Source organism: Cronobacter universalis NCTC 9529 (assembly GCF_001277175.1).
In the GTDB taxonomy this organism is placed as follows: Bacteria; Pseudomonadota; Gammaproteobacteria; order Enterobacterales; family Enterobacteriaceae; genus Cronobacter; species Cronobacter universalis.
The window spans coordinates 1,431,500-1,456,324 of sequence record NZ_CP012257.1; the positions used below are offsets into that span (position 1 = coordinate 1,431,500).

Annotated in this window: 20 protein-coding genes; 10 read left to right on the forward strand and 10 right to left on the reverse strand. The window is 60.4% G+C overall.

The window, feature by feature from the left end; genetic code table 11:
* Nucleotides 1-88 precede the first annotated feature (88 nt).
* Complete coding sequence (locus AFK65_RS06550) at nucleotides 89-589, forward strand: hypothetical protein (RefSeq protein ID WP_007707117.1); 501 nt, start codon at nucleotides 89-91, stop codon at nucleotides 587-589.
* 136 nt (nucleotides 590-725) lie between these two features.
* Here the strand turns inward: AFK65_RS06550 and ldtB are convergent, their stop codons facing one another.
* On the reverse strand, nucleotides 726-1,646 hold the full coding sequence (gene ldtB / locus AFK65_RS06555) for a L,D-transpeptidase (protein WP_032804431.1): 921 nt from the start codon (nucleotides 1,644-1,646) through the stop codon (nucleotides 726-728).
* A gap of 219 nt (nucleotides 1,647-1,865) precedes the next feature.
* On the opposite strand from ldtB, the gene AFK65_RS06560 reads away from it, so the two are divergent.
* Nucleotides 1,866-3,458 (forward strand): ABC-F family ATPase, encoded by a 1,593-nt coding sequence (locus AFK65_RS06560; RefSeq protein WP_007707121.1) that lies wholly within the window; start codon nucleotides 1,866-1,868, stop codon nucleotides 3,456-3,458.
* Nucleotides 3,459-3,634: 176 nt separating this feature from the next.
* Here AFK65_RS06560 and AFK65_RS06565 read toward each other — a convergent pair whose 3' ends face one another.
* Together AFK65_RS06565 and AFK65_RS06570 are read right to left on the reverse strand one after the other, a co-directional pair.
* On the reverse strand, nucleotides 3,635-5,998 hold the full coding sequence (locus AFK65_RS06565; RefSeq protein ID WP_007707122.1) for a glycoside hydrolase family 31 protein: 2,364 nt from the start codon (nucleotides 5,996-5,998) through the stop codon (nucleotides 3,635-3,637).
* Nucleotides 5,999-6,008: 10 nt separating this feature from the next.
* Nucleotides 6,009-7,319, reverse strand: a complete 1,311-nt coding sequence (locus AFK65_RS06570) for an MFS transporter (protein ID WP_038857633.1) — start codon at nucleotides 7,317-7,319, stop codon at nucleotides 6,009-6,011.
* Between the two features lie 306 nt (nucleotides 7,320-7,625).
* Between AFK65_RS06570 and AFK65_RS06575 the strand changes: the two genes are divergently transcribed.
* Entirely contained in the window at nucleotides 7,626-8,696 is a 1,071-nt protein-coding gene (locus AFK65_RS06575; RefSeq protein ID WP_038857632.1) for a LacI family DNA-binding transcriptional regulator, read from the forward strand.
* Here the strand turns inward: AFK65_RS06575 and moeB are convergent.
* Together moeB and moeA are read right to left on the reverse strand one after the other, a co-directional pair.
* Nucleotides 8,693-9,451: a molybdopterin-synthase adenylyltransferase MoeB gene (gene moeB, locus AFK65_RS06580; protein ID WP_038857631.1), complete on the reverse strand. Its 759-nt coding sequence runs from the start codon at nucleotides 9,449-9,451 to the stop codon at nucleotides 8,693-8,695. The genes AFK65_RS06575 and moeB overlap by 4 nt on opposite strands.
* 1 nt (nucleotide 9,452) lies before the next feature.
* Entirely contained in the window at nucleotides 9,453-10,682 is a 1,230-nt protein-coding gene (gene moeA, locus AFK65_RS06585; protein WP_038857630.1) for a molybdopterin molybdotransferase MoeA, read from the reverse strand.
* A 235-nt stretch (nucleotides 10,683-10,917) separates the two neighbouring features.
* On the opposite strand from moeA, the gene gsiA reads away from it, so the two are divergent.
* From gsiA to gsiD, 4 genes are all read left to right on the forward strand, one after another.
* Nucleotides 10,918-12,792, forward strand: a complete 1,875-nt coding sequence (gene gsiA, locus AFK65_RS06590; RefSeq protein ID WP_038857629.1) for a glutathione ABC transporter ATP-binding protein GsiA — start codon at nucleotides 10,918-10,920, stop codon at nucleotides 12,790-12,792.
* Nucleotides 12,793-12,822: 30 nt separating this feature from the next.
* Nucleotides 12,823-14,361 carry a glutathione ABC transporter substrate-binding protein GsiB gene (gene gsiB / locus AFK65_RS06595; RefSeq protein ID WP_038857627.1) on the forward strand — a complete coding sequence of 513 codons (1,539 nt, stop codon included), beginning with the start codon at nucleotides 12,823-12,825 and terminating at the stop codon, nucleotides 14,359-14,361.
* Between the two features lie 231 nt (nucleotides 14,362-14,592).
* The gene (gsiC, locus tag AFK65_RS06600; protein WP_007707169.1) at nucleotides 14,593-15,513 is read left to right on the forward strand and encodes a glutathione ABC transporter permease GsiC; all 921 of its coding nucleotides are present in this window, start codon (nucleotides 14,593-14,595) and stop codon (nucleotides 15,511-15,513) included.
* A gap of 2 nt (nucleotides 15,514-15,515) precedes the next feature.
* Nucleotides 15,516-16,427, forward strand: a complete 912-nt coding sequence (gene gsiD / locus AFK65_RS06605) for a glutathione ABC transporter permease GsiD (RefSeq protein ID WP_032982480.1) — start codon at nucleotides 15,516-15,518, stop codon at nucleotides 16,425-16,427.
* 97 nt (nucleotides 16,428-16,524) lie between these two features.
* On the opposite strand, the gene rimO is transcribed toward gsiD, so the two are convergent.
* The gene (gene rimO / locus AFK65_RS06610) at nucleotides 16,525-17,850 is read right to left on the reverse strand and encodes a 30S ribosomal protein S12 methylthiotransferase RimO (RefSeq protein ID WP_032804432.1); all 1,326 of its coding nucleotides are present in this window, start codon (nucleotides 17,848-17,850) and stop codon (nucleotides 16,525-16,527) included.
* A gap of 171 nt (nucleotides 17,851-18,021) precedes the next feature.
* Here rimO and AFK65_RS06615 point away from each other — a divergent pair, with 171 nt between their 5' ends.
* Nucleotides 18,022-19,134 (forward strand): PQQ-dependent sugar dehydrogenase, encoded by a 1,113-nt coding sequence (locus AFK65_RS06615; protein ID WP_007707172.1) that lies wholly within the window; start codon nucleotides 18,022-18,024, stop codon nucleotides 19,132-19,134.
* On the opposite strand, the gene AFK65_RS06620 is transcribed toward AFK65_RS06615, so the two are convergent.
* Nucleotides 19,135-19,761 carry a glutathione S-transferase family protein gene (locus AFK65_RS06620; protein WP_038857625.1) on the reverse strand — a complete coding sequence of 209 codons (627 nt, stop codon included), beginning with the start codon at nucleotides 19,759-19,761 and terminating at the stop codon, nucleotides 19,135-19,137.
* A 246-nt stretch (nucleotides 19,762-20,007) separates the two neighbouring features.
* Between AFK65_RS06620 and dacC the strand changes: the two genes are divergently transcribed.
* Nucleotides 20,008-21,219 carry a serine-type D-Ala-D-Ala carboxypeptidase gene (gene dacC, locus AFK65_RS06625; RefSeq protein WP_038857622.1) on the forward strand — a complete coding sequence of 404 codons (1,212 nt, stop codon included), beginning with the start codon at nucleotides 20,008-20,010 and terminating at the stop codon, nucleotides 21,217-21,219.
* 27 nt (nucleotides 21,220-21,246) lie between these two features.
* On the opposite strand, the gene deoR is transcribed toward dacC, so the two are convergent.
* The 3 genes from deoR to AFK65_RS06640 form a co-directional block, all read right to left on the reverse strand.
* Nucleotides 21,247-22,011 carry a DNA-binding transcriptional repressor DeoR gene (gene deoR, locus AFK65_RS06630; RefSeq protein ID WP_007707184.1) on the reverse strand — a complete coding sequence of 255 codons (765 nt, stop codon included), beginning with the start codon at nucleotides 22,009-22,011 and terminating at the stop codon, nucleotides 21,247-21,249.
* A 79-nt stretch (nucleotides 22,012-22,090) separates the two neighbouring features.
* Entirely contained in the window at nucleotides 22,091-22,684 is a 594-nt protein-coding gene (gene ybjG / locus AFK65_RS06635; protein ID WP_007707186.1) for an undecaprenyl-diphosphate phosphatase, read from the reverse strand.
* Nucleotides 22,681-23,421 (reverse strand): phosphatase PAP2 family protein, encoded by a 741-nt coding sequence (locus AFK65_RS06640; RefSeq protein WP_038857620.1) that lies wholly within the window; start codon nucleotides 23,419-23,421, stop codon nucleotides 22,681-22,683. Before AFK65_RS06640 ends, ybjG begins: the two co-directional genes overlap by 4 nt.
* 167 nt (nucleotides 23,422-23,588) lie before the next feature.
* Between AFK65_RS06640 and AFK65_RS06645 the strand changes: the two genes are divergently transcribed.
* Entirely contained in the window at nucleotides 23,589-24,821 is a 1,233-nt protein-coding gene (locus AFK65_RS06645) for an MFS transporter (protein ID WP_007707188.1), read from the forward strand.
* The last annotated feature ends 4 nt before the right edge of the window (nucleotides 24,822-24,825 follow it).

Below are 24,825 nucleotides of genomic sequence, written 5' to 3' on the forward strand. Positions count from 1 at the left end.
AGGGGCGGTGGAAGAGAGAGTTCATTGCGCTCAGGCACGTTTTTCGCCTGAGTAACAACGGATAACGACAATTCATCAGGAGAAAGGTATGTTTGAGTTATTACTGGAGCCAGCAAAATTATTTATTAACGCAGGCATGGACAGCTTCAAAAAGTCAAAAGAGCTGGCTAACCTGAAAATTGCGGTCAGGCAGCGGATTATCCGGGAAATTAAGCTCAACGCCGCAGTGCTTGATGAAATAATCAAAAACTATTACGAAAAAGAAGGCTCCGTAGCGGAGAAAAATGCGCTCATTATGGCATTGCGGACCCGTGCCTTCGACGAGCTTAATGACGGCGCTATTCCGGTATCGCTTTTGATAAGCGGCAATGCGGATCACTGGCCTTCCGCCACGACTAAAGATGAAAAAGAGCGTTATCTGAAGTATCTCAGCAGTATCAAAACCACCATTGACCTCCTAGACCGCGCCTATTATCGCATTCATATCGCCCGTATTCTCGCCAGCAGCGGTAAATGCGATTCTGACCTTAAATATATCCGCTATATGCTTACCGCTTTGATCGTCAACCTGCGTGATGAAGAGAGCTGAAATAGCCTGCGCGTAAGGAACGAAAACAAAAAAAGCCAGCATCACAAGGTGATTGCCGGCTTCTCAGAGTGAAAAAACCGTCTGTCTTTATCTTACTTTCAGACGGCTATTGCGCTCGTTTTCTCTCAGTATGTGCTTAATTCAGACGGACCGGCATACCGGAACGGTTCTGCACCGCCTGCTCAACGACGTTCTGATCGACATCGCTCTGGCTGGTGACGGTGGTCACCGCTTTGGTCAGCGTAATCGGCACCAGTTCGTTGTTGTTGATCTGATCTTCGCTGGTGGAGAGCGGGTTATGCACCTCGATGTAACGGCTGCCATCCGGCTCGGTGGTCGCTTTCACCGGCTCGTTGACGAACTGTACGCGGGTGCCGACCGGCACGTTCTCGAACAGGAATTTAATGTCTTCGTTACGCAGACGCACGCAGCCGTGGCTCACGCGCAGGCCGATACCGAAGTTGGCGTTGGTGCCGTGAATAGCGTACAGGCGGCCGATATAGAGCGCGTAGAGGCCCATCGGGTTATCCGGGCCAGCCGGTACCACCGGCGGCAGCGGTTCGCCCGCGGCAGCGTACTCCGCGTGCATCTTGGCGGTCGGCGTCCAGGTCGGGTTCGCGCGCTTGCGCTCGACTTTCGTCACCCAGTTGATCGGGGTGTCTTTACCGAGCTGGCCGATGCCGATCGGCAGCACGATAACCGTGTTGGTGCCTTGCGGGTAGTAATACAGACGCATTTCGGCGCTGTTAATCACAATGCCTTCATGCGGCGTATCCGGCAGGATCAGCTGCTGAGGAATGTTCAGAATGGTGCCGCCTTTCGGCAGATACGGGTCGACGCCCGGGTTGGCCTCCAGCATGTTGGAAAGCCCCATCTGATACTGTGCGGCGAAATCTTCCAGCGGCAGGTTATTGCCTTCCGGGATTGTCACCACCTGGTTTTCACCCACCAGACGGCTACCGTCGGTCGGCAGAGGATAAGTCACCGCAGAGGCGGAGTTACAAAACCCGACGACTGCGAAGGCTGCCACTAAAAGCGTGCGTAATTTCATCTTCATGTTATGCAAATATCGTTGCCGGACCGGCCGTTAGAGTGAACGAAAGAATACAGGGAGCGCATTATATGTGCATTCTCCGTGGCAGGGAATTGAGATGTGTGCTTATTCACATTTTTTTCCCATTCCTGAGTCAGTGTAGTCAGCCCATTGACGGGGGAAATAAATTCGGAGTTATGGCATAATGCGTTGTTTATCACACATCTTACCCAGGAATTACGCGTGTTAGTTACCAGCAACGTCACCATGCAGTTCGGCAGTAAGCCGCTGTTTGAAAACATTTCCGTCAAGTTCGGCGGCGGCAACCGTTACGGTCTGATTGGCGCCAACGGGAGCGGCAAGTCCACTTTCATGAAGATCCTCGGCGGCGATTTACAGCCGAGCGCGGGCAACGTCTCGCTCGATCCTAACGAACGCATCGGTAAGCTGCGCCAGGATCAGTTCGCGTTTGAACAATACACCGTGCTGGATACCGTGATCATGGGCCACGGCGAACTGTGGGAAGTGAAGCAGGAGCGCGATCGCATCTACGCGCTGCCGGAGATGAGCGAAGAAGACGGCTATAAAGTGGCCGATCTCGAAGTGAAATATGGCGAGATGGACGGCTACAGCGCGGAGTCCCGCGCGGGCGAGCTGCTGCTGGGCGTCGGCATTCCGCTGGAGCAGCATTACGGCCCGATGAGCGAAGTCGCCCCTGGCTGGAAGCTGCGTGTCCTGCTGGCGCAGGCGCTGTTCTCTAACCCGGACATCCTGCTGCTCGATGAACCGACGAACAACCTGGACATCGACACCATTCGCTGGCTGGAACAGACGCTCAACGATCGCGACAGCACCATGATTATTATTTCGCACGACCGTCACTTCCTGAACATGGTCTGCACGCACATGGCGGATCTCGACTACGGCGAACTGCGCGTCTATCCGGGCAACTATGACGAATACATGACCGCCGCCACCCAGGCGCGCGAGCGTCTGCTGGCGGACAACGCCAAGAAAAAAGCCCAGATTGCCGACCTGCAATCGTTCGTGAGCCGCTTTAGCGCCAACGCCTCGAAATCCCGTCAGGCGACCTCCCGCGCCCGCCAGATTGATAAAATCAAACTGGAAGAGGTGAAAGCCTCCAGCCGCCAGAACCCGTTTATCCGCTTCGAGCAGGATAAAAAGCTGTTCCGCAACGCGCTGGAAGTGGAAGCGATGACCAAAGGCTTCGATAACGGCCCGCTGTTTAAAAACGTCGGCCTGCTGCTGGAAGTGGGCGAGAAGCTGGCTATCCTCGGCGCCAACGGCGTGGGTAAATCCACCATGCTGAAAACGCTGGTGGGCGAACTGCAACCGGATAACGGCACCGTGAAATGGTCTGAGAATGCGCAGATTGGCTACTACGCGCAGGATCACGAATATGAGTTCGACAACGATCTGACCGTGTTTGAATGGATGAGCCAGTGGAAGCAGGAAGGCGACGACGAGCAGGCGGTTCGCAGCATTCTTGGACGTCTGCTGTTCAGCCAGGACGACATCAAAAAGCCCGCCAAAGTGCTCTCCGGTGGTGAAAAGGGGCGTATGCTGTTCGGCAAGCTGATGATGGAAAAACCGAACATTCTGGTGATGGACGAACCGACCAACCACCTGGATATGGAATCGATCGAATCGCTGAACGCCGCGCTGGAAATGTACCAGGGCACGCTGATTTTCGTCTCCCACGACCGTGAGTTCGTCAGCTCTCTCGCGACCCGCGTAATTGAAATCACCCCGGAACGCGTGGTGGATTTCTCCGGCGGCTACGAAGATTATCTGCGCAGCAAAGGCATCGAATAATTTTCGCGTCGCCGCGTTGTTGGCGGATGGCGGGTGCGCTAACGCTTACCCGCCCTACGGGAAGTGTTTTTATCGTCAGTAGGGTGGGTAAGCGAAGCGCACCCACCGTTTGCGCGAAGATGAAACCGAAAACAAAAAGGCGGGTCTGTGACCCGCCTTTTTACGTTATTGCCCGCTTACCCTGCCCAGGTATTCGCTTCAGTGCCATTGATAATAAGACGCCGGGTTTCATCTGGTGGCAGCGTAACCGCCAGCTCACGCCATGCCGGACGGTAATCGCCGGTCGTGGAGAACGCCAGATGAATGGCGTCGGCGGTGCATTGCATCTGCCAGTTCACCCACAGCGCGTTGCCTTCCTGATAACCCCAGCTTTCGCCGTCATCCTCAAACAAAAGACCCGCACTTTGGCCGTTGCCCGGCACTGGGAAGAGCTTCAGCTCGCGCGTGTCGTCGCGCTGCGCATCTACATGACGCAGGCGTGCGCTGAGCGGCAGGCCGCTGCCTGCGCGCACCAGCAGCGGCAGACGTTCCAGCGGCGCGTCCAGCGTTACCTGCTGACCGCCGGCGTACCAGCTTCCCGTGTGGAAATCGTACCAGCCGTGGTCATTCGCGGGCAGCCAGAGCGTGCGGGTACGCGCGCCCGGCTCCACCACGCTCGCCACCAGCAGATCGCGGCCCAGCATAAACTCGTCGCACTCGCGGAAGGTCCGCGCGTCGTGTTCGTGATCGAGGAACGTCGGGCGCAACATCGGCTCGTCATCGGCGTGCGCCTGCCACAGCAGCGTATAAAGGTAGGGCAGCAGACGGTAGCGCAGTTCGATGGCGCTGCGGATGGCGGGCGTCACCCCCGGGTACATCCACGGTTCGTTAACGGTGCGATCGTCGTTCCACGAGTGAATGGTAAAGCGCGGATGCATCACGCCGTTCTGTACCCAGCGCACAAACAGCTCGGCGTCCGGTTTATCGCCGGAGAAGCCGCCGACGTCGTGGCCGACGTTGTACAGCCCCGACAGGCTCATGCCGAGCCCCATGCGAATGTTGTAGCGCAGCGTCTGCCAGCTGGTGCGGTTATCGCCGCTCCAGGTCTGGACGTAGCGCTGCATCCCGGCGCAGCCGGAGCGCGAGATCAGGTACGGGCGTTTCTCTGGCGCGAAGGTCTGCTGCGCTTCCATCGAGGCGCGCATCATTAACAGCGGCATCACCGGGCGGATATGTTTAATCGCCACCGGCTCGCCGAAGCCGTAGCAGCGCGCTTCGCCGTCCCAGACTTCATATTCGTTATTGTCATTCCAGGTGGAATCGATGCCCATCTCCAGCAGCTGCGTGGTGACGCCGTTCTGCCACCAGGCGATGGTCGCCGGGTTAGTGAAATCGAGGTGCGATCCTTCGTCATCCCAGAAGCTGGAGCGCTCCGGCGCGTCGGTTTCGGAATCGCGGATAAACAGCCCCTGCTGCGCGACCTCCTGATAGCGCGGGTGATCCTGCAACAGGCAGGGCTTGATGTTGGCGGCAAGCTTCAGCCCGGCGTCATGGAACGCGGCGCTCATCGCTTTCGGCTGCGGCACTTTGTCGTAGTTCCAGTTAAAGACGTAGCGCTTGTTATTGATGGAGGTGTACCCCGACGAGAGCTGGAAGGAGTCGCACGGGATCGCGTGTTCTTCACACAGGCGAATAAAGTTCATCAACTGGTTCTGCGCATCCGGCGCGTCGGTGTAATGCATCGTCGAGCCGCTGTAGCCGAGGCTCCATTTCGGGCCGAACAGCGTTTTACCGGTCAGGCGCACAAAGGCTTTGGTGACATCCAGCACGCGCGGGCCGACGAACAGGTAGTAATCGATATCGCCGGCTTCGGCCTGCCAGCGGCGGTAGGGGAGGTGATAGTTGTCGATCTCATTGCCGAGATCGAGCCAGCAGCTGCTCAGGTTGTCGTAAAACAGCCCGAAACTGACCTGCTCGCGGCGGGTAATGGTAAACGGAATATGTTTATACAGCGGATCGGTGCTGGCGGCGTTATAGCCCATCGCGTCAAGGTTACGCATCTCGAAGCGGCGGCCGGTGCGCTCCAGGTCGCCCGCTTTTTCGCCCAGCCCGTAATAGCGGTCATCTTTCTGGCGGCGCTGATAGTGCGCAACGCCGTCGCCATGCGCGTTGATAAGATAAGCGCTGGTGGGACGATCGCTGGTAAGAAACTGCCACTGGCCGCTGTCGTCGCGGTAGTGCCACTCCAGCCACAGCGGCTGATGCACCGTCACGCGCAGTTTATCGCTGCTGATAACAAGGCGCTCCGGCGTTTCGTCGAGCGTAAAGCCCGGCAGGCTGAAGCCGTCGAGACTGTCGCGCGGGCGGCCTTCCCACGGCGGGTCGTCGCCTGGCGCGATACTCCAGGTACGGTTGAGCGCATACGCGCCGCGGCGTTTCACCGCCACGCGGAACAGGCCCGGCTCCAGCACCCACAGGCAGAGCGTGTGGACGTCATCGACGGTCAGCTTGACGTGGTGGTCGTCAGAATGGGTGAATCTCCAGCGTTTGAGGGTTTTCATAAGCATCTCCCTATGAAGCGCGCTTGTTGCGGCGCTCGGCAATAAAGGCAACCAGGAACACAGCGCCAATCAGGTCAAAGAACCCCATGGCGACAAACAGCGGGTTGAAGCCGATTTTGTCGGCGGTCACCCCGATAATCAGTGAGAACAGGAAGCTCGCAATCCAGGCGCAGGAGCCGCGCATCCCGTTCACGGTGGCCATCTGGCCGCGATCGAACGATTCCACCACCAGCGCGCTCAGCATGCAGGAGATAATCTGATGCCCGAAGCCGCCGATGGAGATAAGAATGATGGTGATGTACGGGTCTTTGGTGAGCGTGACAATCGCCAGCGACACCATGAGGAACGCGCCGGTCACCGAGCTTGCCACCACAGAGTTGATCTGCGTGCAGCCGAAGACGCGCACATACAGCTTCGTGAGATAGCCGCTCGCGACAGAGCCTAAATCGGCGGCGAGAAACGGCAGCCAGGCGAACATGGCAATCTGCTTGAGATCCATGCCGTGCTCTTTGGCCAGATACAGCGGCACCCAGAAGCTCATCACCGCCCAGGCGGGCTCGGCCATAAACGCCGGGATCGCGATGCCGTAAAAGCGTTTGTTTTTGGCGACGGTTTTCAGCGCGGTCAAGAAGGGCAGGCGCACCGGCGGCGGCTCGTTATCCTGGCGAATGAACGCCAGCTCTTCCTGGCTCAGGCGCGGGTGCTTTTCCGGATTGTGGTAAAAGAGCCACCACAGCGCGACCCAGACCAGGGCCAGCACGCCGGTAAAGAGAAACGCGCCCTGCCAGCCGAAGGAGATATGCGCGAAGTAAATAATCGGCGGCGCCAGCATGGCGCCGATGGAGAACCCGACGCCCGCCCAGCCTGCGGCGACCGGGCGCTCTTTTTTCGGGAACCATTCGCCGAGCGTTTTGGCGTTGGCGGGCGTTGCCGCCGCTTCCGCCGCGCCCATAAAGAAGCGCAGGATAGCCAGATGCAGCCAGCTGCCGGCCCCGGCGTGGAAAATACACATCAGCGCCCAGATGGAGGCGCAAATCAGAAAGCCGAGCTTTAAGCCAATCACGTCAATCAGCCAGCCGCACAGCGGTTGAAACAGGGTGTAGGCGAGCTGGAACGCGCCCACGATATAAGAGTATTGCTCGGTGGTGATGCCCAAGCTCTCTTTCAGCTCCGGCGCAAGAATGCCAAGGGAGTTACGGGTGATGTAGTTGACGGTCACGCCCATCAAAAACAGCACCAGCACCCACCAGCGCAGATGGCGGATGGCGCGGCGGGTGCGGGTTTTCACCGCGCCGACATCCTGATTAATGCTCTGACTCATTTGTTCTTCTCCACGGTTAGCCTGACGGGTATAACAACTCGCATTCCGGGCGCGCCGGAAACCACAGCAGAGACCGCTATTTATTTGAATTAACATGTTTTTTGTAGGGTTTGTCGCACGCGTTTTTGATGAAAGTTGTACGACAACCTGAGAGTAGAGCAGCGACTGGAATGGTAGTAGCCTCTTTTATGCAAAGATTTTCACCAACTACCGGGAGTGTGTTAAAAGAAGCCCTGCTGAAAGGGATATATCGTAAAAAATACGCGTGAAAAATTTTTCATTTCACAACCGGAGATGGATCACAAAATGAGTAAAAAGCTCCAGGTCGCCCGGATCGCCGAACAAACGGGACTGTCGCTTAGCACCGTTTCCCGCGTGCTGGCGGGCAAAGCCAATACCAGTGAAAAGGCGCGCCGCAAAGTGCGGGAGTGCGCGAAAGCGCTGGGCGTGCTGGAGGATATGGCGGCAGGCAGGCTGCTGCTGAACAGTCTGGTGGTATTCGCGCCGCGTCGCGCGTTTGACGAGCGGTCCGACATCTTTTACTACCGCGTGATCCAGAGCATCAACAAAGCGCTGGAGCCGCATGAAGTGCGGCTGCGCTACTGCGCGCTGGAAGAGAACGACGCTGACGCCAACCTGTTTCTCGCGCGGATGAACGATCCGCAGACCGAGGCGGCGCTCCTGCTCGGCATCGACGATCCGCACATTCACGATCTGGCGTGCGACGTCGGTAAGCCGTGCGTGCTGATCAACTGTCGCGATCGCAAAATGCGCCTGCCGGCGGTCGCGCCGGATCACCGGGCGATTGGCGAGAACGCGGCGCGCTATCTCTTTGAGATGGGCCACCGCGAGGTGCTAAACGTGCTGTGTCTGCGGCGCTATACGATGGAGCTGCGCCTGGCGGGCATCCGCGACGCCTGGGAGGCGCAGAATCTGGCGTTTGACGAGACGCGACACTTGCTGACCGCGCCCGATTTCAGCGCGCGGGGTAGCGAGGCGCTGGTCGCGCGCTTTCTGGAGGAAACGCCCGCGGCGGCGCTTCCCGGCGCGCTGCTGGTGGGCGGCGATTTTATGGCGGCGGGCGCTGTGAAAGCGTTACAAAACGCCGGGCTGCGGGTGCCGCAGGACATTTCCGTGATGAGCATCGACGCCTTTAACCTGGCGGCGATTGAAGATGTGCCGCTGACGGCGGTGCATGTGCCGCGCGACGCGCTGGGCGAAGAGGCCGTGTTGATGCTGCAACAGCGGCTTATCCGCCCGCAGGCGGCGGTCGGCACGCTGCTTTTGAACGGCACGCTGGACGTGCGTGAATCGGTGCGCCGCGTCAGGCCGGGGCGGGGGAGCGCCAGCGTGCAGCGCGACGGCCTGTACGATTAACGCCCGTCGCCGCAGACCTCGCAGTGCGGGTTGCGCGCCAGTTTCATTTCGCGAAACTGCGTGCGCAGCGCGTCATAGATGACCAGCTTTCCGGCGCACGGCTCGCCATAGCGCGCCAGCACTTTGATGGCTTCCATCGCCTGCAACGAGCCAATCACGCCGACCAGCGGGGCCATCACGCCCGCTTCCACGCAGGTCAGCGCATTGTCGCCAAACAGGCGGCTCAGGCAGCGGTAGCACGGCTCGCCGGGCTGCCACGTAAAAACGCTGATCTGACCCTCCATGCGGATAGCCGCGCCGGAGACCAGCGGCACCTTATGATGGAAACAGGCGGCGTTAAGCTGATTGCGAGTCGCCACGTTATCGGTGCAGTCGAGCACCAGGTCGTGGCGGGCGATAAGCGCCGCGAGCGCCGCGTCATCGAGCTGTGCGTTGACCGTGTCGATGACGCAGTGCGGGTTAATGGCGGCAAGCGCCTCACGCGCCGATTCCACCTTCGGCTGGCCGATGGTGGCGTCGCGGTGCAGCACCTGGCGCTGGAGATTTGAGAGCGCCACCGTGTCGAAATCGAGCAGCGTCAGCGTGCCAGCGCCCGCCGCGGCCAGATAAGGCGCGGCCGCGCAGCCAAGACCGCCGAGGCCCACCACCAGCACGCGCGCGGCTTTCAGCCGCTCCTGGCCGTCGAAATCGAAATCCCGCAGGATGATCTGCCGGTTATAGCGCAGCATCTCGGCATCGCTTAACGCCTCGGTCATCTCAGCCTCCGAACAGGTGATTAAACAGCTCCACCTCAACCCACTCGCCCGGCTCGACGTTGCCGCGCTCGCGCTCCAGCACGATAAAGCAGTTGCCCTGGGTGAAGGAGCTGAAAATATGCGAGCCCTGATGGCCAGTGCTCGCCACTTCCGGCAGGCCGTCCGCGCCGGTGCGCAGCACGCCGCGCTGGAAATCGAGCCGTCCGGGGGATTTTTTCAGCCGCGTCGCCGCCCGCACGCGCAGGCGCGGCGTGAACATATCCTTCTGGCCGCTTAGTTTCGCAATCAGCGGGCGCACCAGTTGATAGAACGTGACGGCCGCGGAAACCGGGTTGCCCGGCAGCCCGCAGAACCAGCTGTTGGCGAGGCGGCCAAAGGCGAACGGTTTGCCAGGCTTAATGGCGAGCTTCCAGAAGCCGATTTCGCCAAGCTCCTCCAGCTGCGTTTTGGTGTAGTCCGCTTCGCCGACGGAAACGCCGCCGGAGCTCAGCACCAGATCGGCCTCGCGATCGGCCTCCAGAAACGCGGCGCGCAGGGCGTCCGGATCGTCGCGAATAATGCCGAGGTTAACCACATCGCAGCCGAGCGCTTCAAGCATCAGGTGCACCGCGAGGCGGTTGGTGTCATAAATCTGGCCTTCCGCCAGCGGCTGGCCGGGGAGCTGGAGCTCATCGCCGGTGGAGAAAATCGCGACGCGCGGCTTGCGCACCACGTCCACTTCGGCAATGCCGAGCGAGGCGAGCAGCGGCAGTTCGGCGGCGCTCAGTTTCTGGCCTGCTTCCATCACCACCGCGCCCTGGCGGATATCTTCGCCGCGACGGCGGATGTGCTGGCCCGCGCGCGCATCCGCGCTAAAGCGCACGCCCGCGTCGCTGGTCTGCGCCTCTTCCTGCATGATGACGGCCTCACAGCCCGGCGGCACCGGCGCGCCGGTCATGATGCGAATAACCGTGCCCGCAGGCCATTCGCCGCTAAACGGCTGGCCCGCGAAGGCTTTGCCCGCCACCGGCAGCCACCCGCCGGACGCGAGATCGGCGAGACGCACGGCGTAGCCATCCATCGCGGCGTTATCAAAGCCCGGCACATCCAGCGGCGAGGTCACGGCGCGCGCCGTGACGCGGCCCATGCTTTTCAGCAGCGGCAGCGTTTGCGTCTCACTCAGGGGAACGATGCGGGAGAGCATCTCCTCAAGGGCGGTTTCCAGGGACATCAGTCCGGCGGTCGGTTCCATGTTTCACTCCAGCGCGACAGTCACAAAGCGCCTATTATGACAGAAAGGGCGGTGGGGATGTATGTTTCGCCCGCAGCCGCGCCCGCCGGGCTTTACATCACATTTACCTCTTTCTATATTCAAAATTCGTCTGAAAGCGCGGCAACAATAATGATATTTATAGAAAAAACGCAGCCGCCCCTGAATAATTTTGCGAAATGCTTACGCGCCGAACCATCACCAGCGAGGACCCGCAGTGCCTAAAGTTGAAGTGTTGCCTGAAGAACAGGTGTTGTCGGTTTCCGGCCTGAGCGTGCGTTTTAAAGACGAGGGCGATGCTACCGACGCGGTGCGTCAGCTCTCATTTAGCCTGAAGCGCGGCGAAACGCTGGCGATTGTCGGGGAATCTGGCTCGGGGAAATCGGTCACGGCGCTCTCGCTGATGCGTCTGATTGAACAGGCGGGCGGCGAAATGGAGAGCGGCCCGCTGCTGCTGCGCCGCCGCAACGAGCAGGTGATTGATCTGCGTACGTTCATCCAGAAACAGATGCGCGACGTGCGCGGCGCCGACATGGCGATGATTTTTCAGGAGCCGATGACTTCGCTGAATCCGGTCTTCCCGGTGGGCGAGCAGATAGCCGAGTCGATTCGTCTGCATCAGGGCTTCGGGCGCGAAAAAGCGATGCGCGAGGCCAAACGGATGCTCGATTTAGTCCGCATCCCGGAGTCCGAAGCGATGCTGGCGCGCTTTCCTCATCAGCTCTCCGGCGGGATGCGCCAGCGCGTGATGATCGCGATGGCGCTCTCGTGCCGCCCGGCGGTGCTGATCGCAGACGAACCCACCACGGCGCTGGACGTCACCATTCAGGCGCAGATCCTGCAACTTATCCGCGTTTTGCAGCAGGAGATGTCGATGGGCGTGATTTTTATCACCCACGACATGGGCGTGGTCGCCAATATGGCCGACCGGGTGCTGGTGATGTATCAGGGCGAGGCGGTGGAAACCGGCAGCGTCGAGGAGGTTTTCCGCCGCCCGGCGCACCCGTATACCCGTTCCCTGCTGGCCGCCGTGCCGCGCCTGGGCGCGATGAACGGCACCGATCTGCCGCGTAAATTCCCGCTTAACCATGCGCCGCGGTGTGACATGGACTCGCCTGACGCCGAGCAGGATACGGTGGTGCCGGACAGCGAGCCGATTCTCCAGGTGCGCGATCTCGTGACGCGCTTTCCGGTGCGCAGCGGCATCTTCAACCGCGTGAAGCGCGAAGTCCACGCGGTAGAGAAAGTGAGTTTTGATCTCTGGCCCGGCGAAACGCTGTCGCTGGTGGGCGAATCGGGCTGCGGTAAATCGACCACCGGGCGATCGCTGCTGCGGCTCGTGGAGACGCAGGGCGGCTCCATTACCTTTGGCGGCAGGCGCATCGATACGCTCTCCGACAGCGCGATGCAGGCGGTGCGCCGCGATATGCAGTTTATCTTTCAGGACCCTTACGCCTCGCTCGATCCGCGCCTGACGGTGGGCTATTCCATTATGGAGCCGCTGCTGGTGCACCGGCTGCTTGACGGCGAGGCGGCGCGCAAGCGCGTGGCGTGGCTGCTGGAGCGCGTCGGGCTGAAGCCCGAGCACGCCTGGCGTTATCCGCATGAGTTTTCCGGCGGCCAGCGCCAGCGTATCTGCATCGCGCGCGCGCTGGCGCTCAACCCGAAAGTGGTGATCGCCGATGAGTCGGTCTCCGCGCTTGATGTCTCCATCCGCGCGCAAATCATTAACCTGCTGCTTGATTTGCAGCGCGATTTTGGCATTTCGTTTCTGTTTATTTCACACGATATGGCGGTGGTGGAGCGCATCAGCCACCGCGTGGCGGTGATGTATCTCGGACAGATTGTCGAGATAGGCCCGCGTCGCGCGGTGTTTGAAAACCCACAACACCCCTACACCCGCAAGCTGATGGCGGCGGTGCCGGTGGCCGATCCTGGCCATCCGCGCCGCCAGCCCGTGCTGCTTTCCGATGAGATCCCGAGCGCCACGCGCCCGAAAGGCGACGCGCCGTTTGTCGCGCCGCTGGTGCAGGTGGGGCAGGGGCATTATGTGGCGCGCCACCCCGTAGGGGCGACGGACCACCATTTTTAATTTTTCAGGTACGGCTTTCAGGAGAAGACTATGACACAACACATCGCACGCCGCTGGCTGGTGGCGGCAGGGCTGGCTTCTGCGCTGGCCGCCGCGCCTGCGCTGGCGCAGAAAGAGATTGTCGTGGCCGTGGGCTCAAGTTTCACCACGCTCGATCCTTACGACGCCAACGACACGCTCTCCCAGCAGGTCGCCAAATCATTCTATCAGGGGCTGTTTGGCCTTGATAAATCGATGAAAGTGCAGAACGTGCTGGCGGAAAGCTACAGCGTGTCGGACGACGGGCTGGTCTACACGATTAAGCTGCGCAGCGGCGTGAAGTTCCAGGACGGCACCGATTTTAACGCCGCGGCGGTAAAGGTGAACCTCGATCGCGCCAGCAACCCGGATAACCACCTGAAGCGTTATAACCTGTATAAGAACATCGCCAGCACCGAGGCGGTGGATCCGACGACGGTCAAAATTACCCTCAAACAGCCGTTCTCGGCGTTTATCAATATTCTGGCGCACCCGGCGACCGCGATGATCTCCCCGGCGGCGCTGGAGAAATATGGCAATGAGATAGGCTTTCATCCGGTCGGCACCGGGCCTTATGAACTGGTGACGTGGAACCCGACCGATTTTGTGAAGGTGAAGAAAAACGCCCACTACTGGCAGCCGGGGCTGCCGAAGCTTGACGCCATCACCTGGCGTCCGGTGGTGGACAACAATACGCGCGCCTCGATGCTGCAAACCGGCGAAGCGCAGTTCGCTTTCCCCATCCCCTACGAGCAGGCCGCGCTGCTTGAGAAAAACAGCAAACTGGATCTGGTGGCGACGCCGTCAATCATGCAGCGCTATATCAGCATGAACGTGACCCAGAAGCCGTTCGATAACCCGAAAGTGCGCGAGGCGATTAACTACGCCATTAACCGTCAGGCGCTGGTGAAGGTGGCGTTCGCGGGCTACGCGACGCCCGCCACCGGCGTGGTGCCGCCGACGATTGAGTTCGCGCAGCAGTATCAGCCGTGGCCATACAACCCGGCCAAAGCGCGTGAGTTGCTGAAAGAAGCGGGCTACCCGAACGGCTTTAGCACCACGCTCTGGTCGTCGCATAACCACAGCACCGCCCAGAAGGTGTTGCAGTTTACGCAGCAGCAGCTGGCGCAGGTGGGCATTAAGGCGAAGGTGACGGCGATGGACGCGGGCCAGCGCGCCTCGGAAGTGGAAGGCAAAGGACAGAAAGAGAGCGGCGTGCGGATGTTCTACACCGGCTGGTCGGCGTCGACCGGCGAAGCCGACTGGGCGCTGTCACCGCTTTTCGCCTCGCAGAACTGGCCGCCGACGCTGTTTAATACGGCGTTTTACAGCAACCCGGCGGTGGATAAAGATCTCGCCGACGCCCTGAAAACCACCGACAAAACCCGCAAGGCCGCGCTTTATAAAGCCGCGCAGGATACGCTGTGGAAAGAGTCTCCCTGGGTGCCGCTGGTGGTGGAAAAACTGGTGTCGGCGCACAGCAAATCGTTGACCGGGTTTTACATGATGCCGGATACGGGCTTTAGTTTTGAGGACGCGGATATCAAGTAAGCGCCGCCGGAAGGTGGGGACGAGCGTAAATGGCCGGAAGGTGGGTGCGCTTACGCTTACCCACCCTACATTTATGCACCCAACCGCGGTAGGGCGGGTAAGCGAAGCGCACCCGCCAGTCAAGGGTTAGCGATGTAAACTGTAGGGCGGGTAAGCGTAGCGCACCCGCCGGCGGCACAACGACCAATCCCCTAACAGAAGACGCGATCATGAAGGAATACAGGGTTTCGCATGTTTAGCTACATCATAAAACGCCTGCTGGGGCTTATCCCGACGCTGCTCATTGTCGCGGTGCTGGTGTTTTTGTTTGTTCATCTGCTGCCGGGCGATCCGGCGCGCCTGGTCGCCGGGCCGGAGGCGGATTCGCAGGTCATTGAACTCGTGCGCCATCAGCTCGGGCTCGATCAGCCGCTCTGGCAGCAGTTCTGGCACTACATCAGCAACGTGGTGCGCGGCGATTTCGGCACCTCGCTGGTGTCGCGTCGTCCGGTATCGGAAGAGATAGCCAGCCGCTTTATGCCGACCTTCTGGCTGACGCTCGCCAGCATGAGCTGGGCGATGATCTTCGGGCTCGCCGCCGGGATTGTCGCGGCGGTGTGGCGCAACCGCTGGCCGGATCGCCTGAGCATGACGCTCGCGGTCTCCGGCATTTCGTTCCCCGCGTTCGCCCTCGGTATGCTGCTGATGCATATTTTCTCGGTGCAGCTCGGCTGGTTGCCCACCGTTGGCGCCGATACCTGGCGGCACTATATCCTGCCGTCGCTGACGCTCGGCGCGGCCGTGGCGGCCGTCATGGCGCGTTTCACCCGCGCCTCCTTCGTGGATGTGCTGAGCGAAGACTATATGCGCACCGCCCGCGCCAAAGGCGTGAGCGAAAAGTGGGTTATCCTGAAACATAGCCTGCGCAACGCCATGATCCCGGTCGTCACCATGATGGGTCTACAGTTCGGCTTTCTGCTGGGCGGCTCTATCGTAGTGGAGAAGGTTTTTAACTGGCCAGGGCTGGGGCGTCTGCTGGTGGATTCCGTGGAGATGCGCGACTACCCGGTCATTCAGGCCGAGGTGTTGCTGTTCTCGCTCGAATTTATTCTTATCAACTTAGTGGTGGATGTGCTCTACGCCGCCATTAACCCGGCTATCAGGTACAAGTAAGGATGCGACTTTTCAACTGGCGCCGACAGGCGATTTTAAACGGCCTGCCCACCGTTCGCCCGCAGCAGACGCGCACGCCGTGGCATGAATTCTGGCATCGCCTCAAACGCCAGCCGGTGGCGCTGGTGGCGGGCGGCTTCGTCCTGCTATTGATAGCGCTGGCGCTGTTCGCGCCGTGGATTGCGCCGTTCGACGCGGAAAACTATTTCGATTACGACCGCCTGAATGAAGGGCCGTCGATGGTGCACTGGTTCGGCGTCGATTCGCTGGGACGCGATATTTTCAGCCGCGTGATTGTCGGCGCGCGGATTTCGCTCGCCGCCGGGGTGTTTGCGGTGCTCACTGGGGCGCTTATCGGCACCGTGCTGGGGCTGCTGGCGGGCTTTTACGAAGGATGGTGGGACCGGGTGATTATGCGCATCTGCGACGTGCTGTTCGCCTTTCCGGGCATTCTGCTCGCCATCGCCGTGGTGGCGGTGATGGGCAGCGGGATGGCGAATGTCATTATCGCCGTGGCGATCTTCAGTATCCCGGCCTTTGCCCGTCTGGTGCGCGGCAATACGCTGGTGCTGAAGCACCAGACGTTTATTGAATCGGCGCGCAGCATCGGCGCGTCGGATGCGACTATTCTGTTTCGCCATATCCTGCCGGGGACGGTGTCGTCGATTGTGGTCTATTTCACCATGCGCATTGGCACGTCGATTATCTCCGCCGCCAGCCTGTCGTTTCTGGGGCTTGGCGCGCAGCCGCCGACGCCGGAGTGGGGCGCGATGTTAAACGAGGCCCGCGCGGATATGGTGATGGCCCCGCATGTGGCGATTTTCCCGAGCCTTGCGATTTTCCTGACGGTGCTGGCGTTTAATCTGTTGGGCGACGGGTTGCGCGACGCGCTGGATCCGAAGATTAAGGGGTAGGGCGGGAAGTGGTGGGTGCGCACCCGCCGATGCAACGCATCCGCCATAAAAAAGGCTGCCACCGGCAGCCTTTTCACTTTCACGTCGCGCAGAAACCTTATACCAGGCTCCCCCACAGATCATACTCGTCGGCATTTTCCACCTTCACGCGCACCACATCGCCCGGCTTCAGTGTGGTTTCCCCGTTTAGGTACACCGCGCCGTCAATCTCCGGGGCGTCCGCCATGCTGCGGCCAATCGCGCCTTCCTCGTCCACCTCATCAACGATGACCAGGATCTCGCGGCCCACTTTCTCCTGCAGGCGTTCGGCGGAAATCTGCTGCTGCAACGCCATAAAGCGGTTCCAGCGCTCTTCTTTCACCTCTTCCGGCACCTGATCCGCCAGATCGTTGGCGGTCGCGCCTTCAACCGGGCTGTACTTAAAGCAGCCCACGCGATCCAGACGCGCCTCTTTCAGGAAATCCAGCAGCATCTGGAAATCTTCTTCGGTTTCGCCAGGGAAGCCGACGATAAATGTCGAACGCAGGGTCAGATCCGGGCAGATCTCGCGCCACTGCTTGATTCGCGCCAGCTGGCGGTCTACCGAACCCGGACGCTTCATCAGCTTCAGGATACGCGGACTGGCGTGCTGTAACGGGATATCCAGATACGGCAGGATTTTGCCTTCCGCCATCAGCGGGATCACATCGTCTACATGCGGGTAGGGGTAGACGTAATGCAGACGCACCCAGACGCCCAGCTTCGCGAGCTGTTCGCACAGGCTCACCATGCTGGTTTTGACCGGGGAACCGTTCCAGAAACCGGTGCGGTGTTTCACATCCACGCCGTAAGCGGAAGTGTCCTGCGAAATCACCAGCAGCTCTTTGACGCCCGCCTCCACCAGACGTTTCGCCTCGGCCAGCACATCGCCAATCGGACGGCTGTCGAGATCGCCGCGCATCGACGGGATAATGCAGAAGGTGCAGCGATGGTTGCAGCCTTCGGAAATTTTGAGATAGGCGTAGTGGCGCGGCGTCAGCTTCACGCCCTGCTCCGGCACCAGGCTCAAGAACGGGTTGTGCTTAGGCTTCGGCACATAGTGATGAACATGTTGCAGCACCTGCTCGTAGCTGTGCGGCCCGGTGATCTCCAGCACTTTCGGGTGCACTTCGCGGATCTGGTCTTCTTTCGCGCCGAGACAGCCGGTGACAATCACCTTGCCGTTTTCATTCAGCGCCTCGCCGATGGCCTCCAGCGACTCCTGCACCGCGCTGTCGATAAACCCGCAGGTGTTGACGATAACCATATCGGCGTCGTCATAGCGTGGCACCACGTCATAACCCTCGGTGCGAAGCTCTGTCAGGATGCGTTCAGAGTCCACCAGGTTTTTTGGGCAGCCCAGCGAAACGAAGCCGATCTTTGGCTGCTGCATTACATTGCTCATAGGTCAAAAATTCATCATTTATGGAGTTATCAGGGCGGGGATTTTACAGAGGTTGGTGGGAAAATTGTACTGGTATCTTATGGTCCCCGCGATGTTAAAGATTTTGTAAAAGTCAGCCGGGCCGTTCTGCGGCTGGCTACCCTTAATCGGGACTGCCATAAGGAGAACGCCATGCCGCTACGCTCGCCCCATTTACTCGCTCTGCTGCTCGTTGTGAGCGCCTCCGCCGCCGCGCTGCCTGCAAAGGTGGATGTGCTTGCCGATAATCTCGAAAACCCGTGGTCGCTGGCGTTTTTGCCCGATAACCAGGGCATGCTGATAACGCTTCGCGGCGGCGAGCTGAAACGCTGGCAGCCAGGCAAAGGGCTTTCCGCGGCCATCTCTGGCGTGCCCACGGTCTGGCATCAGGGGCAGGGCGGTCTGCTGGACGTGGTGCTGGCGCCCGATTTTAACGACAGCCGCCGCGTCTGGCTGAGTTACGCCGAAGGCGGCAGCGACGGTAAAGCGGGCACCGCGGTGGGCTATGGTCGGCTTAGCGACGATATGCAGCGGCTGGAGAATTTTAAGGTCGTGTTCCGCCAGCAGCCGAAGCTCTCGGTCGGCAACCATTTCGGCGGGCGTATGGCGTTTGACGGTAAAGGCCATCTGTTTATCGCGCTTGGCGAAAACAACCAGCGCCCGACGGCGCAGGATCTCGATAAGCTCCAGGGCAAGGTGGTGCGCCTGACGGAGAACGGCGACGTGCCGAAGGATAACCCGTTTGTCGGCAAACAGGGCGTGCGCCCGGAGATCTGGTCTTATGGCATTCGCAATCCGCAGGGGCTGGCGCTCAACCCGTGGAGCCAGACGATATGGCTTAACGAGCACGGCCCGAAAGGCGGCGATGAAATTAATATTCCCGAAGCGGGCAAAAACTACGGCTGGCCGCTTGCCACCTGGGGCATCAATTACAGCGGCGAGCCTATTCCGGAGGCCAAAGGCGGCGAAGCGCCGGGCACCGAACAGCCGCTGTTCTACTGGAAAGTCTCGCCCGCGGTGAGCGGCATGGCGTTTTATAACGCCGACAAATTTCCACAGTGGAAAAACAAGCTGTTTATCGGCGCGCTCAAGGAGCAGAACCTGATCCAGCTGTCGGTCAACGGCAATCAAGTGACGGAAGATGGCCGACTGCTGGAGAAAGAGAATAAACGCATTCGCGACGTGCGCGTCGGGCCGGACGGCTTTCTGTATGTGCTGACCGACGAAACCGACGGTCAGCTGCTGAAAGTCAGCCCCGCGTCGTGATCAGCTCACCGGGATCATGACGATATTGCGAAACGCCGGGCGCTCGGTGAGCTGCTGATACCAGCGCTCCAGGTGCGGGCGCGGCGTCCATTCGATGCCCACGTTAAAGAGGTTATAGATGTGCGGGGCAGGCGCCATATCGGCGATGCCGAACGCGTCGCCGGAGAGCCACGGCGTTTTCGCCAGTTCGGCGTCAAGAATGGCGAACAGCGCGTCGCACTGCTTTTTGCTCTCTTCAATCAGCGCCGGATCGCGCTGCTCGGGCGGCGTGCGCACGAGGCTGAAGACGACGCCGCGGTGCGGGGCGGGCAGCGTGCTGATGGCCCAGTCCATCCACTTTTCGCCGCGGGCGCGCTCAACGGGGCTTTCCAGCCACAGACGGCCCTGGCCATACTGCGCCGCCAGATAACGCACGATGGCGTTCGATTCCCACAGCACCAGACCAGTTTCATCGTCGCGCAGGCACGGCACCAGCCCGTTCGGGTTCATTTCCAGATAATCCGCGTCGTGGTTAACGCCATATTTGCCGCCCGCCGGAATGCGGTTATACGGCAGCTCCAGCTCTTCCAGACACCACAGCACCTTCTTCACGTTAGTGGAATTTTCTCGACCCCATACGGTAATCATATCTTGCTCCTTTGCAGATGAACGATGCCGCGGCGACGGCGCGCCACGAAGATATTCCATGGTGGAATAATCCCCACGCTTTCGCAACTCCCTGAAAATGCCGTGTCACTTTGTGACCGGAAAGTGAAACTTTAAAAACTTTACCCCCGCGCTGTTTCATTGATGGCGTTTGTGCGTTATTACTCATCTTTTCACCGATACGGTTGATTTGTAGTAGTTTCTGGAATGGATATTCAGGTGGCTCTTATGACCTCATTCTCACGCTCCGGCGCTCGTCGCGTGCTGGCTCTCTCAGGCGCGTTTCTTTTAATTTCTCTCTCCACCGCCCACGCGGCCGACCCGATGGCGCCCGCCGCGCCGGACGTCGACGCCCGCGCCTGGATCCTGATGGACTACCACAGCGGCAAAGTGCTGGCGGAAGGCAACGCGGATGAAAAACTCGATCCGGCGAGCCTCACCAAACTGATGACCAGCTATGTGGTCGGCCAGGCGCTGAAGGCAGGTAAAATTCATCTCGATGATAAAGTGACCGTCGGCAAAGACGCCTGGGCGACCGGTAACCCGGCGCTGCGCGGCTCGTCGCTGATGTTTTTAAAACCCGGCGATCAGGTGTCGGTGGCCGATCTCAACAAAGGCGTGATTATTCAGTCCGGCAACGACGCCAGTATTGCCATCGCCGATTATGTGGCGGGCAGCCAGGACGCGTTTGTCAGCCTGATGAACGGTTACGCGCAGCGCCTCGGCCTGACTAACACGACCTTTAAAACGGTTCACGGCCTCGATGCGCCGGGGCAGTTCAGCACCGCGCGCGATATGGCGCTGCTCGGCAAGGCGCTGATCCACGACGTGCCGGATGAGTACGCCATCCATAAAGAGAAAGAGTTTACGTTCAATAAGATCCGCCAGCCGAACCGCAACCGACTGTTGTGGAGCAGCAGCATGAACGTCGATGGAATGAAAACCGGCACCACGGCGGGCGCGGGCTATAACCTGGTCGCCTCGGCGACGCAGGGCGATATGCGCCTGATCTCCGTCGTGCTGGGCGCGAAAACCGACGGCATTCGCTTTCGTGAATCGGAAAAGCTGCTGACCTGGGGCTTCCGCTTCTTTGAAACCGTCACGCCGATTAAACCGGATGCCGCGTTCGTCAACCAGCGCGTCTGGTTTGGCGACAGCAGCGAAGTGAAACTTGGCGCGGGCGAGGCGGGCTCGGTGACGATCCCGAAAGGCCAGCTGAAAAACCTGAAAGCTACGTATACGCTGAATTCGCCGCAGCTTACCGCGCCGCTGAAGCAGGGCCAGGTGGTCGGCACCATCGATTTTCAGCTGAACGGCAAGAGCATCGAGCAGCGCCCGCTGGTGGTCATGGAAGCGGTAAATGAAGGCGGCTTCTTCAGCCGGATGTGGGATTTCGTGCTGATGAAATTCCACCAGTGGTTCGGGAGCTGGTTCTCGTAACCGTGCGCTCCCGTTTCGCGGGAGCGTTTACCACATCACGCTGATGTTCGCCGCCTGCGCCCAGGCGATAAACGCGTCGTCGGGCATGCGGTCAGTCGCGATAGTATCGAACGCCTCAAGCGGCCCCATGCAGGCGGGCCGCACCTGCCCAAACTTACTGTGATCGGCCACGATGACATGACGCTGGGCCATCTCCAGCGCCCAGTGTTTCACCGGCAATTCGTCGAGATTAAAACAGGTCGCGCCATACTGCGGATGCACGCCCGCCGCTGAAAAAAAGGCGATATCGGGGCAGAGATTGCGCAGCGTCTCCTGGAAGTTCAGCGGCTTGAAAATGGCGTTGCTGGCGTGGAATTCGCCGCCGCAGAGAATAACGCGGCAGTGCGGTTTCTCCTGGAGCGCCAGAAAGGTGTTAAGCGAATAGCAGATGCCGGTAAAGGGCAGGGCGTCGTCCAGCGCGTCGATGACCCACGGCGTGGTGGTGCCGCAGTCGAAAAAGAGCGTCTGGTGCGGGCGGGCGAGCGACGCCGCGAGCGCGGCCGCGTGGCGTTTCTCCTCCACCAGCCGGGTCTGCTCATCGCTTAACAGGTAGCGGCTTACCGCCACGCCGCGCGGCTCCAGCACTATGTAGCCGCCAAGCAGCGTGACCGGCGCGTCATTGCCCTGCAGGTCGCGGCGAATCGTCATCTCCGAGACGCCCAGCAGCGCCGCCGCCTCTTTGAGATGCATTTTATCCTGTCGCTTCAGTGCCTGTAGCAGTTGCGCCAGTCGCTCGTCACGCCGCGTTTCCATAATCCCTCTTGCTCAACCCGGCGCCGCGCCCGTCGCGCGGCGCCTGAAAAGTCGTGCAATCTTACCTGTCGACCTGCGGTTAGTCACGCACCCAGCCTTTACGGATGGGCAGGGCAAAACAGAAACGATAAAGCTGGCGCAGCGCGCGATAGAGCGGTTCGCCGAGCGGCGACCAGAGGATCTGCGCGCTCAGGCAGGCGAGCATCGCCACCAGCAGACCGCCCGCCATATCGAGCGGCCAGTGGACGCCCAGATAAACGCGCGACCAGGCGATCGCGCAGGCGACCGCCATTAACAGCGCGCCAGACCAGACGCGGTGCCAGAAGAGAAACGCCAGCGCGAAGGTGAAAATCACGGTGCCGTGATCGCTTGGGTAGGAGTCGTCCGGCGCGTGCGGCAGGAACTGATGACCGAGGCCGACCACAAACGGGCGCGGATGCGGAAACAGATGACCGGCAACCCAGGAAACGGCAAGGCTGATGAGCAGCGCCAGCGCGAACTTCACCACCAGCCGGCGCTCGCCAGGCCGCCAGAGCCAGAGCACCGCCGGCAGCAGCGGCACAATCGAGATAAGATCGCGGGCGATAAACGTCGCCAGCGCGATAAGCCAGCCCGGCGACGCGGGCGTCGCGTTAATGTGCAAAAACAGAAATTGATTCAACGCTTCCATCATAGGGTTGCGGGTTCCTTATTCATCAATGTGGTGGTCACGCCCCACGTCACCACCTGCGTGAGCCACACCCACCAGCCTGCCCACAGGTTATGGGTGAAGAAATGCGCGCCGCGCATCACCTGGCCGAAGCCCATCGCGAGCCCCAGCGCAATGCCTGCCGCCAGCGCCAGCCGGGCGTATCCCGGATGTTCGCGCTTAAGGCCGAACCAGAGGCCCATCACCATAAAACCGCTGGAGGCGTGGCCGCCGGGAAAACAGCGGCCAGGGCCGCTGCCGTCGGGCGCCGCGCCGAAGAGCGGATAAGAGAGCGCCTTTCCGCCATACTCAACGAGATCCCACGGACAGCTGTGATGGCTGGTGGCTTTCAGGATACCGACCACGGCGGCCCCGAGGCCCATCAGCACCGCGACCATTACCCAGCGCGGATGGCGACGAATCACGCCATACAGCAGGCTCCCGACGGCGACCGCGATGGCGCAATATTTGGCGAGCCGGTGGTTGAGCAGATCAAGCCAGGGGTTGTCCTGCCACGGAAAATTTCCTGCCGCGGCGTCAAACCACATCTGCGTCAGCCAGCGGTCCAGCGTTTCCGTGCGTGACAGCCAGGTGAACAGCACGCCCAGCGCCGTTAACAGCGCGAGCTGACCAACATAAAAGCGCGCGGGCAGGGAATAAAGGGAGATTGTCTTATTTATCCGGGGCCTGGCGGGCCAGAAAAGCGGAGAAAAAGTACGCATAGCGACGCCATCGGGAAGAGGAAAACCACCAGAATAAAGGGGCTAACTTAAGAAAACCTTAAACAACCGGGCGAAAGGCGCGCCACGCCCCGGTAGTCGCACACAATTCACTATCGCGCGGCGCGGCAATTCATTACACTTTGCGCGATTTTATGGATGGATGACTCATGCAAACTCACGCAAACCGAACCGGACGTCTCGGACGCCAGGCGCTGCTGTTCCCGCTCTGCCTGGTGCTCTACGAATTCTCGACTTATATCGGCAACGACATGATCCAGCCGGGCATGCTCGCGGTCGTCGAACAGTATCAGGCGGGCGTTGAATGGGTGCCGACCTCCATGACCGCTTATCTCGCGGGCGGCATGTTTTTACAGTGGCTGCTCGGCCCGCTCTCTGATCGCATCGGCAGACGCCCCGTAATGCTGGCGGGCGTGGTGTGGTTTATCGTCACCTGCCTCGCCACGCTGCTGGCCCAGACCATTGAGCAGTTCACCGTGCTGCGCTTTTTGCAGGGGATCAGCCTGTGTTTTATCGGCGCGGTAGGGTATGCGGCGATTCAGGAGTCGTTTGAAGAGGCGGTGTGCATCAAAATCACCGCGCTGATGGCGAACGTGGCGCTGATCGCGCCGCTGCTCGGGCCGCTGGTGGGCGCCGCCTGGGTGCACGCCGCGCCCTGGGAGATGATGTTCGTGCTGTTCGCGGCGCTGGCGGCCATCTCTTTCTTTGGCCTGTGGCGCGCCATGCCGGAGACGGCCACGCGGCTTGGCGAGAAGCTGTCGCTGCGCGAGCTGGGCCGCGACTATAAAGCGGTGCTGAAAAACCTGCGGTTTGTGTCCGGGGCGCTGGCGATAGGCTTCGTCAGCCTGCCGCTGCTGGCGTGGATCGCGCAGTCGCCGGTCATTATCATCAGCGGCGAGCAGATGAGCACCTATGAGTATGGCCTGTTGCAGGTGCCGATTTTCGGCGCGCTGATTATCGGCAACCTGGTGCTGGCCAAGCTCACCGCGCGGCGCTCCGTGCGCTCGCTGATTGTGATGGGCGGCTGGCCGATGATGGCTGGGCTGGCGCTGGCGGCGCTCGCCACGGTGATTTCATCCCATGCCTACCTCTGGATGACGGCGGGGCTGAGCATCTACGCCTTCGGCATCGGCATAGCCAACGCGGGCCTGGTGCGCCTGACGCTCTTTGCCAGCGACATCAGCAAAGGCACCGTCTCCGCGGCGATGGGCATGTTGCAGATGACCATTTTCACGGTGGGTATCGAAGTCAGCAAACACGCCTGGCTCGGCGGCGGCAACGCGCTGTTTAACCTGTTTAACTTCGCAAGCGGCCTGCTGTGGCTGGGCCTGATGGCGATTTTCCTGAAGGACAAAACCGTCGGCACCCGCCCGGAAGGCTAACGCA